Annotated in this window: 15 protein-coding genes and 1 pseudogene; 8 read left to right on the top strand and 8 right to left on the bottom strand. The window is 64.8% G+C overall.

Features of this window, described 5'->3' with window-relative positions:
- The first annotated feature begins 1 nt into the window (after position 1).
- Positions 2-865: an ABC transporter permease gene (locus GWG65_RS20950; protein ID WP_275197451.1), complete on the top strand. Its 864-nt coding sequence runs from the start codon at positions 2-4 to the stop codon at positions 863-865.
- Positions 865-1,680, top strand: coding sequence for an ABC transporter permease (locus GWG65_RS20945; protein WP_275197450.1), 816 nt, complete (start codon positions 865-867; stop codon positions 1,678-1,680). Before GWG65_RS20950 ends, GWG65_RS20945 begins: the two co-directional genes overlap by 1 nt.
- On the opposite strand, the gene GWG65_RS20940 is transcribed toward GWG65_RS20945, so the two are convergent.
- The 7 genes and pseudogenes from GWG65_RS20940 to GWG65_RS20910 all read right to left on the bottom strand — a co-directional run bounded on the left by GWG65_RS20940 (position 1,681) and on the right by GWG65_RS20910 (position 7,681).
- On the bottom strand, positions 1,681-2,016 hold the full coding sequence (locus tag GWG65_RS20940) for a hydroxyisourate hydrolase (RefSeq protein WP_275197449.1): 336 nt from the start codon (positions 2,014-2,016) through the stop codon (positions 1,681-1,683).
- A gap of 87 nt (positions 2,017-2,103) precedes the next feature.
- A pseudogene (locus tag GWG65_RS20935) lies at positions 2,104-2,593 on the bottom strand (flavin reductase).
- Entirely contained in the window at positions 2,590-3,858 is a 1,269-nt protein-coding gene (locus GWG65_RS20930) for a Zn-dependent hydrolase (RefSeq protein WP_275197448.1), read from the bottom strand. Before GWG65_RS20930 ends, GWG65_RS20935 begins: the two are co-directional and overlap by 4 nt.
- A gap of 7 nt (positions 3,859-3,865) precedes the next feature.
- Complete coding sequence (locus GWG65_RS20925) at positions 3,866-4,747, bottom strand: alpha/beta hydrolase (RefSeq protein ID WP_275197447.1); 882 nt, start codon at positions 4,745-4,747, stop codon at positions 3,866-3,868.
- Positions 4,748-4,757: 10 nt separating this feature from the next.
- Positions 4,758-5,903, bottom strand: coding sequence for a pyridoxal phosphate-dependent aminotransferase (locus GWG65_RS20920; RefSeq protein ID WP_275197446.1), 1,146 nt, complete (start codon positions 5,901-5,903; stop codon positions 4,758-4,760).
- A 7-nt stretch (positions 5,904-5,910) separates the two neighbouring features.
- On the bottom strand, positions 5,911-6,690 hold the full coding sequence (locus tag GWG65_RS20915; RefSeq protein WP_275197445.1) for an SDR family oxidoreductase: 780 nt from the start codon (positions 6,688-6,690) through the stop codon (positions 5,911-5,913).
- Between the two features lie 67 nt (positions 6,691-6,757).
- On the bottom strand, positions 6,758-7,681 hold the full coding sequence (locus GWG65_RS20910) for a GntR family transcriptional regulator (protein WP_275197444.1): 924 nt from the start codon (positions 7,679-7,681) through the stop codon (positions 6,758-6,760).
- A gap of 17 nt (positions 7,682-7,698) precedes the next feature.
- Between GWG65_RS20910 and GWG65_RS20905 the strand changes: the two genes are divergently transcribed.
- From GWG65_RS20905 to GWG65_RS20880, 6 genes are read left to right on the top strand one after another with little or no spacing between them, the layout of a single operon-like run.
- On the top strand, positions 7,699-8,562 hold the full coding sequence (locus GWG65_RS20905) for an ABC transporter ATP-binding protein (protein WP_275197443.1): 864 nt from the start codon (positions 7,699-7,701) through the stop codon (positions 8,560-8,562).
- Complete coding sequence (locus tag GWG65_RS20900) at positions 8,559-9,350, top strand: class II aldolase/adducin family protein (RefSeq protein ID WP_275197442.1); 792 nt, start codon at positions 8,559-8,561, stop codon at positions 9,348-9,350. Before GWG65_RS20905 ends, GWG65_RS20900 begins: the two co-directional genes overlap by 4 nt.
- Positions 9,351-9,372: 22 nt before the next feature.
- A complete protein-coding gene (locus tag GWG65_RS20895) occupies positions 9,373-10,389 on the top strand; it encodes an ABC transporter substrate-binding protein (protein WP_275197440.1) in 1,017 nt (338 codons plus the stop codon).
- Positions 10,386-11,201 (top strand): ABC transporter permease, encoded by an 816-nt coding sequence (locus GWG65_RS20890; protein WP_275197439.1) that lies wholly within the window; start codon positions 10,386-10,388, stop codon positions 11,199-11,201. The genes GWG65_RS20895 and GWG65_RS20890 overlap by 4 nt, the downstream gene beginning before the upstream one ends.
- Positions 11,198-11,956: an ABC transporter permease gene (locus GWG65_RS20885; protein WP_275197438.1), complete on the top strand. Its 759-nt coding sequence runs from the start codon at positions 11,198-11,200 to the stop codon at positions 11,954-11,956. The genes GWG65_RS20890 and GWG65_RS20885 overlap by 4 nt, the downstream gene beginning before the upstream one ends.
- A 4-nt stretch (positions 11,957-11,960) precedes the next feature.
- Positions 11,961-13,265 carry an LLM class flavin-dependent oxidoreductase gene (locus GWG65_RS20880; protein WP_275197436.1) on the top strand — a complete coding sequence of 435 codons (1,305 nt, stop codon included), beginning with the start codon at positions 11,961-11,963 and terminating at the stop codon, positions 13,263-13,265.
- Positions 13,266-13,615: 350 nt separating this feature from the next.
- On the opposite strand, the gene GWG65_RS20875 is transcribed toward GWG65_RS20880, so the two are convergent.
- Positions 13,616-15,403, bottom strand: coding sequence for a caspase family protein (locus tag GWG65_RS20875; protein WP_275197435.1), 1,788 nt, complete (start codon positions 15,401-15,403; stop codon positions 13,616-13,618).
- Between the last annotated feature and the right edge of the window lie 46 nt (positions 15,404-15,449).

Below are 15,449 nucleotides of genomic sequence, written 5' to 3'. Positions count from 1 at the left end.
CATGGGTACAGCACCGGCATCGCGGGATGTGACGTCCTACGGCATGGGATTGGCGGCGCCGCTGGCGCTGTTCTTCCTGGTCTTCTTCGTCGCGCCGCTCCTGCAATTGCTCTGGCTCTCGCTGCACAACGACACGGCCGGGCTCCATTGGGGGCTCGGCCAGTATCTGCACTTCCTGACTGATCCCTTCAGCCTCAGCGTGCTCGGCTCGACGCTGCTGCTCGGCGCCGAGGTAACGCTCGTCTGCCTCGTGCTCGGCTTTCCCATCGCGTGGCTCTATCAGCGGGTCGGGCCGCGGCTTCAGACCATCATCATCCTGATCGTGCTGTTGCCGCTTCTGACCAGCGTCGTGGTGCGAACCTTTGCCTGGATCGTCATCCTGGGCCGCCAGGGCATCATCAACGCGACGCTGCAATCGCTCGGCATCATCGATACGCCGTTGCGGCTGCTCTACACCCAGTTCGGCGTGGTGATCGCGCTGGCGCAGGTGCAGATGCCGCTGATGACGCTGCCGCTGATCACCGCGCTTGGCCGGATCGATCCCAACCTCGATGACGCCTCCTGCTCGCTCGGCGCCGGGAGCTGGCGAACCTTCTTCAGGATCGTGCTGCCGCTGTCTCTGCCCGGCGTGATCGCCGGCTGCACGCTGACCTATGCTGCCGCCATCACGGCCTTCATCACCCAGTCGCTGATCGGCGGCGGCCAGATGCTGTTCATGCCGATGTATCTCTATCAGCAGGCCTCGACCCTTCAGAACTGGCCCTTTGCTTCCGCGATCTCGATCATCTTCCTGCTCGCCGTGCTCGCGGTCGTCTCCGTCTTCACCACGCTCGGCCGCCTATCGCGCGGCTACGGAGGCGCATGATGAGCGGACGCAAGCGCACCCTGGAGGCGGTCAGCTTCGAAGTCGTCATGACCGTGATCGCGCTGATTGCGCTGATCCTGATCATCGCGCCGTCGCTGGTCGTGCTGATCGTCTCCTTCACCAGCGGCTTCTCGCTGAAATTCCCGCCGCCGGGCTATTCGCTGCGCTGGTACGCCGAATTGTGGAATGCTTGGCAGCTGCACTTTGCCGCGCGTAACAGCCTGTTGGTCGCGCTGTGGGCGACGGGCCTGTCGATCGTGCTCGGCGTTGCAGCGGCGCTGGCGATCTCGCGCTCACCCAAACTGTCGGCGCGATTGCTCGATTCGCTCTTCATGTCGCCGCTGGTGCTTCCTGCGCTCGCCTTCGGGCTTGCAGCTCTGATGTTGTTCTCCTTCGTCGGCCTGCCGGTGTCGCCGCTGACACTGGTGATCGGTCACACCGTGGTCTGCGTCCCCTATGTCGTGCGCAACACGATTGCGGCGCTGGCGCAGCTCGAGCCGACCCTGCTCGAGAGTTCGGCGGTGTTAGGGGCAAGCCGCCTTTACACGTTCCGCCGCATCGTGCTGCCGCTGATCCGGCCGGGCATCATCGCCGGCGCCTTCATCGCCTTCATGTCGTCTTTCGACAACGTGCCGGTCTCGCTGTTCCTGCGCGATGCCGCGACCGACATGCTGCCGATCCGGATGTGGCAGGACCTCGAGGGCAAGCTCGACGTGACCATCGCAGCCTTGTCGGGTGTGCTCATCATCGCCACCGTCGCAATGGTCGCGGTCATGGAGCGCGTTACGGGATTGTCGCGGCGGCTGACCAACTGATCAGGCGCCGCGGAACAGCGAATAGCCCCAGCGCGTGAATTTCAGCGGCAGGTGGAAATGTTCGTCAACGTTCCTGATGCGGAAGCGGAACGGCGTCACGGTCAGGAAGCCGTCGCTGTCGCCAAAGAACTCGCCGAGATGAAACAGCACCTCGTACACGCCCGCCGTGACGCCGGCGCCGTGCGCAACGGGATGATCCAGCACGCCGTTTGCGCCGAGCCGCCCCTCGGCGATGCGCAACTGCTCGGGGTCGATCCGCCAGATCTCGATGCGCAGGCCCTGCGCGGGACGTCCGCTCGCCACGTCGACTGCGTGAATGGAAATGCCGCCTGCCACCTTGCCGTTCCTCCTATGAGCGAGCGGCCATGGTAGACGGAAACACGGCCGCTCAGCCAGTGCCCGCAGTGCCGTACGCCGCTCCGCTCAAAACGCGCGCACAGAATGGTAGACGCGGCCAAGATAGATCAGGTTCTCCGTCAGGCCGGAGCTCTGCAGCGCGACAACGCGGCAGAACAATACATCGTGCGTGCCGACCGTGACGACATTCGCTATCTCGCAATCGGAAGGCAGCTGCGCTGTCGGCGAGAACCGGTGCACCCGTCGCGAGCGTCGACCACACCGCCGCCGCGAACCGCTCCCTGGCGGGCACCTTGCCACCAAATAGCCGTGAAAGTCGCTCGTGCTGACTCGATAGCACATTTACACACACGACGTTGTTGCCCGCCACGCTTACATGCGCCGAGGATGCGCGGTTCATGCACACCAAAAGCGTCGGCGGATCGTCGGTGACGCTGCAGACGGCGGACGCAGTAAAGCCGGCGCGACCTGCGGGACCATCGGTCGTGACGATGCTGACCGCGGCGCCGAGGCGCGCCATCGCATCGCGGTAATCCCCTTGGAAACTTTCCGTCATCGCCCCGCCTCATGTCGCGCAGATCGCCTGGCGAGCTCAACCTCTCGCAACACTTGCACTAAGACAGACGCGCCCGCGGCAACATCGGCTGGCTCGGCCCATTCGTGCTCCACATGGCTCGCACCGTCGCGGCACGGAATGAAGATCATTGCCGCCGGACAGATCTTGGCGAGATGACGGGCATCGTGACCGGCGGCCGAGAGAATGGCCATGGCGGGATGCCCCTGGTCTCGCGAGGCCTGGGCGATGCTTGCCTGCAGCTGCGGATCGAACGCGTTCGACGGCGCATCGACCAGCGGCGTCACCGTGACCGTGCAAGGAGGAGCGTACTCGCGGCAGAGAGCTGTAATGCGGGCACCGGCTGCGGTGAGCGCCGCATTCTCCGGGTGACGCAGATCGATGCTGAAGCTGACGCGCGACGGCACCACCGACGGTGCATTCGGCATGACGGCCAGCCGACCGATGGTAAATTTGATGTCGGTGTCGATGGTGCCGATCTCGGCATGGAGCGCGGTTGCGATCCGCGCAAAGGCGGCGAGCGCATCCCGCCTCTCCTGCTGCGCGAGCGTACCTGCATGTCCCTCCGCACCCTCGACAATCACCTGAAACGTCTTCTTGCCCTGGATGCCGGTGACGACGCCGATCGTGCAGGCGGCCGCTTCCAGCAGCGGTCCCTGCTCGATATGCAATTCGAGATAGCTCTCCACGGCAAAGCCGAGCGGCCTGTGCGGCAGATCGGGAAAAGCCTGATGGAGACGATCGAGCGCTTCACCAACACTGACGCCGTCTGCATCCCGCGCGGCGCGAATCGCCGCCACGTCGCGCTCCCCGGTAAAGGCCTCCGAGCCCATCATGCCCGGGGCGAAGCGCGAGCCTTCCTCGTTCATCCAGGCGACGACAATGACGTCGCGCGCGGGCTTGTCGCCTTGCTCGGCGAGCGTGACAGCCGCCTCGAGCGCCGCCATCACGCCGGCCGCTCCGTCGAATTTTCCGCCGGTCGGCTGGCTATCGAGATGGCTGCCGAGCAAGAATGGCGGCGCGGCGCGATCTTGCCCCGCCAGTGCCAAAAACAGATTTCCCGCGGCATCCGTCGACGGCGTCAACCCCGCTTCGAGGGCCCAGCCGATGACACGGCGCCAAGCAGCGATTTCACCATCGCTTAACGCCTGACGGTTGACGCCGCCGGCCGGCGTCGCCCCAATCTCGGCGAGCGCCATCAAGCGGGTCCAGAGCCGATCGGCGTTGATCAGGGGCTGGCTCGTCATCGATCTGCTACTTCGTGCGCATGATCTGGCCCGGCAACGCGCGTGGATCACGCCGCTGCCAGTGTCCGGCTTCGACCTGGGCGATGAACTCGGCGAGCAGCGCGTTGAACGCTGCCGGCTCTTCCAGATTGAGCGTGTGACCGGTCTTGGGGAATACCGAGAGGCCGCAAGCCGGAATTGTCTTTTTCAGGAAGATGCCGGGCTGGAGACAATGATCGTCCTCGTCGCCGACGACCACCAGCGTCGGCACCATCATCGTCCTCAGACCATCCTCGAGGTCGTAAAACGACGGCCGCCGCGCCTGGACGCCGCGCATGGTGTTGGCGGCGCCGCGGTCGGAATGGGTCGCGAGCCGATCGGCGAATTCCCGCCAGCCACGCGGATCCTTGTTCTGGAACTGGACGCGGCTCGCGCCGAGCGCATAGATCCTGGAGAACTCCTTCGCGCCCTGCTTCTCGAAATTGTCGGCAACTTCGAGCGAGACACCGCGAAAATACTCCTCATATTCCTTTTCGCAGCCGTAGCCGGCGCCGGCCACCGTCAACGACAAAGCGCGCTCCGGCGTGCGCAGACCGAAATGCACCGTGCAGAAGCCACCCATCGACAGACCGACGATGTGCGCCTTCTCGATCTTCAGCGCATCGAGCACGGCAACCGCATCATCCGCAGCGAGCGCCTGCGAATACGCCTCCACGCTGTCAGGCACATCCGACGGCGGATAGCCACGTGCGGCGTAGGTAATGCAGCGATGGCGCCGGCTGAAATAGCGAAGCTGCGGCTCCCAACTGGCATGATTGCCGCCGAATTCATGAATGAAGAGGATCGGCGTACCCTCGCCCGCCTCTTCCACATGAAGCTTCACGCCGTCGCTGGTCGTGATCATTGTCATCGGCATCATCCTAGAATTGCGGCGGCAGGTCGTTGAGCGTGCGCGCCTGCACAATCATGTCCGGCAGCAGCGTGCAAAACTTGTCGACCCAGGACGGCGGCACGGACGTGCTGATCTTGACGAAACGGTCGCCGAAACGCTGCGTGTGGTAGGTGCCCTGGCGGATCATGATGCCCTGACGGCGATAGCACTCGACCAGCGCCTCGGGACGGATGCCCGCCGCGATGGTCTCCAGCACCAGGAAGTTCCCATGCGACGGCATGATCGGCAGCGCCAATCCGTCGATCGCGACCGCCGCCTCCTGGATCATCGCCTTGTTGGCCCGGTCAGTGCTGCGGACCTTCTTCATCCATTCGGTCTTGACCGACAACCCCGCCTGCGCCGCGCGCTGGGCGATGACGCTCGCACCGAGGACGCTGGTGGAGGTCTGCGCCAGCTCCTCGAACAGACCTGGCGCGGCGACCAGAGCACCGATCCGCAGGCCGGCAAGCCCGAGCCATTTTGAAAAGCTGGTTGAAACGACCGAGCCTTGCGGCGCCACGTGAAGCGCTGGCGTGTGGTCGTCGGCGAAATCACGGTAGGTGCAATCGTGCACCAGCAGCGCGCCGCAATCGCGCGCGATCGCGGCAAAGCTCTCGATCTCCTCGCGGGTGTAGCGGATGCCGAGCGGATTGTTGGGATCGACGAGATAGATGATCGCGGTGCGCTCATCGACATTCGCTTTCAACGCCTCGGGCGTCAGGCGGTAGTTGCAGGCCGGATCGTAGATCGGAATCTCGATCACCTCGGAGCCCTGCTGACGCGCGAACAGGCACGGCCATTTCCAGGTCGGATCGGTCGTCACCAGCGTGGTGCCGGGCTTGCAGCGCGCGCGACAGATCATCGCCAGCGCGTTGACGCCCCCCTCGGTCACCAATGCCTCTGCGCCGGGCGTGCCGAGATCGGCGACGATCGCGGCGCGCAGCGCCTCGAAGCCGAGCGGCGGAGCATAGGCATTGAACTCGCCGGCCTCGATCGAGCGCAGCATCGCCTCGCGCACGGCGGGATGGCTCTCGATATGATTGGTGTTCTGGCCGAGCCAATAGAGTCCCGGCCTCACCGAGAGCTCGTCGAAATAGCGGTTGCGGATCAGTGCCGCGGATTGAGGCTTCGACATCGACGCCTCAGATCACTGAGCCGCGCGCGGCAATGCCGCCGTCGATCGTCACCACGGTACCGGTGATGTAGCCGGAGCGCGGCGAGGACAGGAAGGCGACGAGATCGGCGACCTCCTCCGAGGTCGCCGGCCGCTTGCCCGGATATTTGTCGAACAGCTCCTCCCAGCGGCTTTCATCGCCGAGCATATCGATCGATTTGCGCTTCATGATCTTGAGCATGCGATCAGTCGCGACAGGCCCTGGGTTGACCGCGACGACGCGCACCCCGTGATCGAGGCTGCGGCCACCAAGCGCCTTGGTGAAGGACATCAGCGCCGCATTGCCGGTCGAGCCCGCGATATAGCTCGCGTCCCAGTTCTCGCCGGAATTGCCGATGATATTGATGATGACGCCGTCCTTGCCCTTCATACGCGGATAATAGAGACGCGACAGCGTGATGTAGCCGAACACCTTGAGATCGAAGCCGCGCCGCCATGCCGCATCATCGAGGACTTCGAGCGAACCGGCCGGGATGTCGCCGGCATTGTTGACGAGGATGTCGATGTCGCCGACCTCGCCCGCGAGCTTCTCCATCGCTGCCGTGCTTGAGAGGTCGAGTGCATGGATCGTGATCTTCACGCCGTGTCGCGCTTCCAGCTTCCGCTTGGCCTGGAGCATGGCCTCGCCGTTGCGGGCGGCGAGATGCAGGTGACACCCTTCCGCGGCGAAGAGATCGGCCACTGCAAGTCCAATTCCTTTCGATGCGCCGGTGATCAGGGCGGTCTTGTTCGTCAGCTTAAGGTCCACTCCGGGTCTCCAGGATGCAGGCTAGATATACACGATCTAGCAATTTGCATACCAAGCGACCGGAAGGTCATTCGAAGGCGGCAAGGAAATCCAGCAGGTTGTCGCCGAGCAGGTTGACATGATCGCGCATGGCGCTGTGCGCCCGCTCCGGATCGTGGGCCAGGATCGCCCGCATGATCGCCTCGTGCTCGCGAACGGTATCGGCGATCCGGTTCGGCATGCGCGTCACCCGGCGGCGATACGCCGCCACCTGATTGCGCAGCTTGCGGGTCTGCTCGGCCAGGAAGGTGTTGCGTGAGGCCTCATAGATCGCCTCGTGGAATTCCTGGTTGATGTCGTAGAATACATCGATGTCGCCGGTCTCGCCTGCCGCCACAAGCTGCTGGTGTACCTTGCCAATTTCAGCTCCCCAAGCCTGGGAGACGCGCCGGGCGGCGAGCCGCGCACAGAGCCCCTCGAGCTCCGCCATGACCTGGAACATCTCGATCAGCGCCTGCGCCTTGATGCTGCGGACCGTCGCGCCCTGCCGTCCGCGCAACTCGACCAGATTGTTGGCGGCCATGAGGCGGAACGCCTCCCGCACCGGCGTGCGCGAGACGCCGAAGCGCTGGGCGATCTCCTGCTCGTCGAGCCGACTGCCCGGTTCGAGGTGCCCCGCGGCGATCGCGCCCTCAAGCTTTTGGCGCAGGCTTTCGGCGAGCGTCGTGCCGGGACCTGGCGCCAGGGACTCCTGCCCGTTTTTCACGCGCCTGCCTCCGATATGTGCATCAACATCCGCCATCATGTTTCTCCGATACAGATATAAGTATACAAAATGGCACCCAACCTCCAGCGAAACGACCGATTTTCTCGCCGAGACGCGCGCGACTCCAACATGCTCGCCATCGATCTCGCAAGTCTTATGCCTGATTTGCCCGGAAATCGCACTGGCACACGAGTTGCTAAGAGATTTCGACGCGGTCCGTTTTCGTATGCGAATGGCCGCCGCCATTATACAAGGACATCCCGGTGCAGGCTGCCCGCCTCCCCCATCCCGGACCGGCTACCGAAGCCCCGCAGGCTCATCCGAAGCCTGAGCCGCTGCTTGAGCTGCGCGCGGTGAGCAAGACCTTCGGCCTCGTCGCTGCACTCTCGGGGTTCGAGGCGAACATCGCCCCCGGCGAATTCGTCACCGTCGTCGGCCCGAGCGGCTGCGGCAAGAGCACCCTTTTCAACATCGTCGCAGGATTGGAAGAGCCAGATGCCGGCGGCATCCTGCGCTTCGAGGGCAAGAGCTGCCATGCCGCCGACCTGCTCGGCCGCGTCTCCTTCATGCCGCAGCGCGACCTCTTGTTTCCCTGGCGCAACGTGGTGGACAACGCCATCCTCGCGCTCGAGGTCGAGGGCATGCCGCGCGACCAGGCACGCACCAAGGCGCTGAAGATGTTGCCCGAGTTCGGGCTGGCCGGCTTCGAGAAGCAATACCCCAACCAATTGTCGGGCGGCATGCGCCAGCGCGTCGCCTTGATGCGCACCTTCCTGTTCGAACGCGACCTGATGCTGCTCGACGAGCCGTTCGGCGCACTCGACGCGCTGACGCGGGCGATGATGCAGCGCTGGCTGCTCGATGTCTGGCAGAAATACCGCCGCACCATTCTCTTCATCACCCATGACGTCGACGAGGCGATCTTCCTCGGCGACCGCGTGCTGGTGATGACCGCCCGTCCCGGCTCGGTGAAGCTCGAACAAGTCGTCCAACTCCCCCGCCCGCGCCGGCCCGAGATCGTCACCTCCCCCGAATTCGTGCGCCTCAAGCGAACGCTGCTCGATGCGATCGAGGAGGAAAGCATGAAGTCGTTCCAATCCTCCATCGCGCAGGAGAAGACGCCGTGAACGCGATGTCAGCGAGAGAACCGCAAGCCAAGCCGCGCGGCATCGAACCAGCCGAGTGGGATGCCCGGATCAAGCTTGCGGCCTGCTATCGCATGGTCGCCAAGCTCGGAATGGACGACCTGATCTACAATCACATCTCCTTGCGCGTCCCCGGCCATGAGGATCAGTTTCTCATCAATCCCTACGGCCTGTTGTTCGACGAGATCACGGCGTCGAGCCTGGTGAAGATCGACACCAAGGGCAACAAGCTCGACGACACGCCTTATGCCGTCAATGTCGCCGCCTTCGTGATCCATGCAGCGATCCACACGTCGAACCACGACGCGGCCTGCGTGCTTCACACCCATTCCGACGCGAGCGTTGCGGTCTCAGGGCAGGAGAACGGCCTGCTGCCGCTCAGCCAGTTCGCGATGCGCTTCTACGACCGCCAGGCCTTCCACGATTACGAAGGCGTCGCCATCGATCTCGACGAGCAGGTCCGCCTGGTGCGCGACCTCGGCCCGCACAAGGTGATGCTGATGCGCAACCACGGCATCCTCACCGTCGGCCGGACGCCGGGCGAGGCCTTCATGCTGCTCTACTATTTCGAGCGCGCTGCGCGGATCCAGCTCCAGATGCAGGCGGCGGCCGCAGCCGGCGCCAAGCTGGTGATGCCGCCGCACGAGGTCTGCGAGAAGGCCGCCCGCCAGTTCTGGGAATTGAAGGGCGACATCCTCGTGCCCGGCGAACGCGAATGGCCGGCGCTGATGCGCCAGCTCGACCGCATCGATTCTTCCTATCGCAATTGATTTTCACCGCCTGGAGTATGCCATGTTGAGCCGCCGCCACGCCTTCTCAGTCCTTTCCGCCATCGCGCTGGCGACCGGCTCGCTTGTCATGGCCGCGCCCGCCGCCGAGTTGCAGAAGGCGAGCCTGCGCCTGAAATGGCTGCCACAGGCGCAGTTCGCCGGCTTCTATGTCGCAGCGGCCAAGGGCTACTACAAGGCCGAGGGCATCGACCTCACCATCAATCCCGGCGGGCCCAACCTGCTCACCGAGAACCTGGTCGCGACCGGCGCCGACACGTTCGGCCTCTCCGGCGGCACCGACAGCGTGTTTGCGGCTCGCGACAAGGGACTGCCGATCGTCTGCATCGGCGTATCGCACCAGATCACCCCTTTCATCTTCGTCACCCGCAAGGAAGGGCCGGTGAAGACGATCCAGGACTTCAAGGGCAAGACCGTCACCACCTGGTTCACCGGTGCCAACCACGTGCTGAACGGCATGCTGGCCAAGGAAGGCATCAAGCCGGATGAGCTGAAGATCCAGCCGCAGCAGGTTTCGGTGACGCCCTTCGTCGACGGCAGCGTCGATGTGGTCACGGCGACCTATTACAACGAGTTCTATACCATCCAGTCACGCATGCCGAAGGACAGCCTGAAGACCTTCGTCGCCGAGGACTATGGAATCACCTTTCCGCGCGACACGCTGATCGTCGCCGAAGCGACCGCCAAGGAGAAGCCGGAGCTCGTCAAGGCGTTCCTGCGGGCGTCGCTGAAGGGCTGGAAGGATGCGTTCTCCGATCCCAAGGGCGCCGTCGACACCGTGATGGCCACAGCCCCGACACTCGACCGCGCGCAGCAGGAGTTCATGCTCACCGAAGTGAAGCGCCTGATGACCGCCGGCGCCGCAGCGAAGAACGGCATGTTCTGGATCGATGCCGACACGGTCAAGACCGCCCACGACTTCTTCCTGAAATACGGTGTGATCTCCAAGCCGCTCGATCTCGCCGCCGCCTATGACGCAAGCTTCATCCAGAGCATTCCGCTGGCGGACCGGCTGCCGTGAGCAGCCCTTCGGCGACATCGCTTGGTAAGAGCGGGGTTGCTGCGCAGCGCATCGCGATGCCGGCTCCACTGCGCAAGCTGATTCGGCTCCTGCTCGGTCTCGCCGTCGCGGCGGTGATCTGGGAAGGCGCGGTGCTGCTGTTCGGCATCCGGCCTTATTATCTGCCTCGCCTCAGCACGATCCTGATGGCAATGGCGGCTACACCTCGCGCCTATGTCGACGGTTTCCTGCGCACGCTGGCGGAGACGCTGATCGGCTTTGCGTCCGGCGGCGCGTTCGGCGTGCTCATGGGCGTCGTGTTTTTCCGCGTCCGTGCGCTGCGCGAGATGATCTTTCCGATCTTCGTGGTGTCGCAGACCATTCCAGTCATCGCTTTCGGCGCACTGGTGGTGCTGTGGTTCGGCAATACTTTGCTCGCCAAGGCGATCATCGCGTTCTATCTGACCTTCTTTCCGGTGACGGTGAACACGCTGCTGGGCCTCGAAACCGTCGATCCGAAGCAGGTCGACTTGATGCGCAGCTTCGGCGCCTCGAACCGCCAGCTCCTGCTGCGCTTGCAGCTTCCAACCGCACTGCCGCAGATCTTCGTGGCGCTGCGCCTTGCCGCGTCGCTGAGCCTCGTCGGCGCCATCGTCGGCGAATGGTTCGGCGACACCACCGGGCTCGGCGTGCTGCTGCTCCAGGCCATGTTCACCGAGAACGTCGTTGCGATCTGGGCCGCTCTACTCGCCGCCGCGCTGCTCGGCACCGGCTTCTATGCGGTGGTCGCCGCGGTCGAGCGTCGGCTGGTGTTCTGGAGCGCCGAGCAATGAGCCGCGCGCTTGTCTCACCGTCGCTCGCCGCCCAGCGCGGCATCTTAGGCGCCGTCCTCCTGGTCGCGTGCTGGGAAGGCGCGGCGCGCGGACTGCATCTGCCGGCCTATGTTCTCCCCGCCGTCAGCGACATCCTCGCAGGCCTCTGGTCCAAGCGCGCAACGCTCGTTGACGCCGCCGGCTACACCCTGCTCGAGGCGCTGGTGGGCTACGGGCTGGGCTGTCTGATCGGTATCGGCCTCGCTGTCGCAATCGCATTGGTTCCGGCGCTGCGCGCCGCGATCCTGCCGCTCGCGACCGCGATCAATTCGGTGCCCGTGGTCGGCTATTCGCCGCTGATCCTGCTCTGGTTCGGCATCGGCGTCAGCTCGAAGATCGTGATGGTGGCGATGGCGGTGAGCTTCACCATCCTGCTCTCGATGCTGGCCGGGCTCGACCGTGTCGACCGCCGCGCCGTCGACCTCATGCGCAGCTTCGGCGCAACCCCCTTCGGGGTGCTGTGGCGATTGCGCCTGCCGACCGCCCTGCCACTGCTGCTCGCCGGCATGCGCGTCTCGACGGTGCGCAGCGTGATCGTAGCGATCGTCACCGAGATGCTCGGCGCACATGGCGGACTCGGCTGGGTGATCTACCAGGCGGTGCTCCAGATCGACTTCGTCCAGGTCTGGGCGGCGATCTTCGTCGCATCCGCCGCGAGCCTCGCCTTCTTCGGCCTGATCGGCTTTCTCGAACGCAAGATCCTGTTCTGGACATGACGCCATGAAACGGCAGATGCATCTCGGCCTGTTTATCCTGGGGACCGGCAGCCACGTCGCCGGCTGGCGCTATCCCGGCGCTGTCGACAGCTTCCAGGATTTCGCGGCGATCCAGGAGATTGGCCGAACCGCCGAGCGCGGCAAATTCGACCTGATCTTCATGGGCGACAATCTCTATGCCGATGCCGCCGCCCACCCCTCCTACACGCTACGGCTGGAGCCGCTGACGATGCTCGCCGCGCTCGCGACTTCGACCAGCCACATCGGCCTCGGCGCGACGGTCTCCACCACCTACAGCGATCCGTTCTCGGTCGCGCGCGTGTTCGCCTCGCTCGACCACATCTCCAAGGGTCGCGCGGCGTGGAATGCGGTGACGACGGCCAATCCGGCCACGGCTGCGAATTTCGGCACCACCCATCCCGACCACGCCCGCCGCTACGAAATGGCCGGCGAATTCCTCGACGTCGTCAAGGGCCTGTGGGACGGCTGGGCGGATGATGCCATCGTCGCCGACCGCGCCAGCGGCCTCTACATCGATCCGGCCAGGCTGCGCCCGATCGAGCATGATGGCACGTTCTTCAAGGTGAAGGGCCCGCTCAACATCGGCCGCAGCCCGCAAGGCCGCCCCGTCGTGCTCCAGGCCGGCGGCTCCGAGGCCGGACAGGCTCTCGCCGCGCGCACCGCCGATATCGTATTCTCGGTGGTGCAGGACATCGAGGAGGCCAAGGCTGGTTACACGTCGTTGAAGACGCGACTGCCGTTGTTCGGCCGCAAGGCCGACGATGTCACGGTGCTGCCGGGCGTGATGCCCGTCGTCGGCCGCACCGACAAGGAGGCGTTCGAGAAGCTCAACGTGCTCCAGAGCTTTGTCAGCGGCAGCAATGCGCTTGCGATCCTCTCCGACCGCTTTGGCCGGGACATGTCGGCCTACGATCTCGACGGGGGTATACCGGACATCGCGCCATCGGACAGCTATCACAGTTTCGCGAGCGTCATGCTCGCCAAGGGCCGCCGCGAGAACATGACGCTGCGCGATCTCTACAATCTCACCGCCGCCGCCCGCGGCCATTGGGTGCTATGCGGCTCGGCCGAGCGCATCGCCGATACGCTCCAGCTCTGGTTCGAGGAGCACGCCGCCGACGGCTTCAACGTCATGCCGCCCTATTTCCACGAAGGGTTCGAGGATTTCGTTGAGCTCGTCGTACCCATCTTGCAGAAGCGTGGGCTGTTCCGTGCGCACTATAAGGGGACGACGCTGCGCGATCATCTCGGCCTTGCGCGGCCGGCCAATCCCTTCTTCCAGGCCTAGCCCACACTGACGATTCGCAAGGCGCGCTCGAGCGCCTGCAACTCGCCTCGCGGATTGCCCATGGCTGCTCGAGTGCTGCTCGAGTCGACGGCGGGGGCAATTGTCGATGGCATGGTGCGGCGAACGCTGCGCCGAAACCACATGGAAGCCACCGAATGAACACCGGGAGCCGCGGCCTTTGTTTGAGCCGCAGCCACGCAACCGAGTTCTTCAAGCCCTAATCGAGAGGATGCGGCTCTGTATCAGAGCAAGTGCTCTACGGGCGCTGAAGTCGGGACTGGCAGGCATTAAAATTCAAAGTCTTCGCTGCTCGGCGAACGTTCCAGCAAAATAGGGGTGTATCGGGCAGATCAGTTACAGACCTCGACGTTGGCATCGACGTGAGGGCCGCCGCCGCCGCGATATACGAGGTGGCAGCCGGGCTTGACCGGACGGCAGAGGAGGTCGTTGCAAAAAATCTGGCCACTGCCTCCCGAGGCGCGACCGGCACCGGCCGCCGCGGTTGCGGCCGCGCCGCCGGACTGACGACGCTGCCGTGCGGGACGGTCATCACCGTCGTCGCGCTTTGCGGTTGTAGGCTTAGCCGGCCTGACGGCGCGCTTCTTCTCGCATTCATTGTCATCGTTTAGCGCATAGCCGTCGCCGCAGACGATCTTGGTGCATTTGTCGCCATCGGCCTTGAAGCCGTGCTCGCAGACCAGCGGGCAGACGCGCGACGGCTTGGCCTTGACGGTATCGAGCGCGTCGGTGCTCGCCATTTTCACGTCGAGCTTGGTGCCGGCGTAGCGATTGAACTGCGACAGCGAGCGCTGCGACGACGTGGTCCAGTTGCCATCCGCAGTGCCTGAGAAGCAGCCGACGCGGCCGAGCTCGGTCTGAACCGAGCGGTTGAGATCGGCCGCAGCAACTGCGGGCGTCAACGAGGCAACGGCGGTACCGGCGGAGCTCGCCGTGCTGGCCGGCGCAGCATTCGGCGTTGCGGCAGCGAGGTTGACGCGCTGCTGCTCGGCGGCGGCCGCCTGCTGCTGCGCCTGCTCCTTGGCCTTCTGCGCGGCGAGCTGCGCCTGCTCGGCGGCTTTCGCATCTGCCGCGGCCTTGGCCTGCGCATCCTTCTGCGCGCCGAGAGCAGCAAGACGATCGCGCTCGGCCTCGGCCTGCTTGGCTTTGTCGATCGCCGCCACATGGGCCTGTTCCGCCCCGATCTTCTCGACCTGAAGCTTGGCGAGGCTCGCATAGAAGCCGTCGGGATGTTGGGCGAGGAAGGCGTCCCACGCCGGCCTGTTGCCGACCTGGAGCGCGAGCTCGTAGTCGCGGCGGATGTCGGCCTGCGGGTTCGGCGCAGCCGCTGCCGCAGCCGTCACCTTGACCGGCACCAGCGGCACGTCGTCGCCGCCGAGCGATCCATACACGAACGGCTCCTGCTTGTTGGCCGTCGACTTGAGCACTTCGTCGCGCACGAAGCCGAAGGCGCGGCGGACATCGAGGCCCGGCGTCGTCAGATGCTTCGACAGCGCGACGGTGAAGGGGCTGTTGGCGCCGTCGCCGTCCTGCGCCGTGAAGCCGGCCTTGGCCGAATAGGCGATCAGCGTGTTGGGGCTGGTGGGCTCGACTTGGGCCAGGCCGCGGCCGATGGCGCGCGCAGCGACCGTGCGCTTCATGGTCTTGCCGAACGGATTGTCGCGGCAGGCGTCGAGGATCACGAGGCGAAGTTGTTTTGCGGGCTCGACTGCAACCAGAACGCGGTCGAGCGAGAGCGCCTCGTCATAGACGTCAGTATCGCGCTCGAGCCTGGCGTCGACCGGGATCAGATAGTTCAGGCCTTCGACCTCGATGCCGTGCCCGGCATAATAGACCACAGCGATGTCGGCATCGCGGGTGGCATCGGCGAAGTCGCGCAGCACCCGCCGTGTGTCCAGAGCCGACAGGTCATGCCGGGAATCGACGACGTCGAAGCCGGCCTCCTTCAGCGTCCTGGCCATCACCGAGCCGTCGTTGACCGGGTTCGTAAGCGAGGGCGCGTGCTGATAGGCCGAGTTGGCAATCACCAGCGCGACGCGCTTTCCCGCAAAAGCGGGTTCGGCGCCGAACAGCAGGGCGACAGCGAAGAGAAGCGGACAAAGTCTGAGCAGGTTGCGCATCACAGGCCTTCCTAGCAGGATCCGGATCGACCGCTTGTGATCGAGG

Source organism: Bradyrhizobium sp. CSA207, from assembly GCF_029051685.1.
Lineage (GTDB): Bacteria > Pseudomonadota > Alphaproteobacteria > Rhizobiales > Xanthobacteraceae > Bradyrhizobium.
Note: the sequence above shows the minus strand (reverse complement) of the source record. Positions and strands in the feature narration are given on the sequence as shown.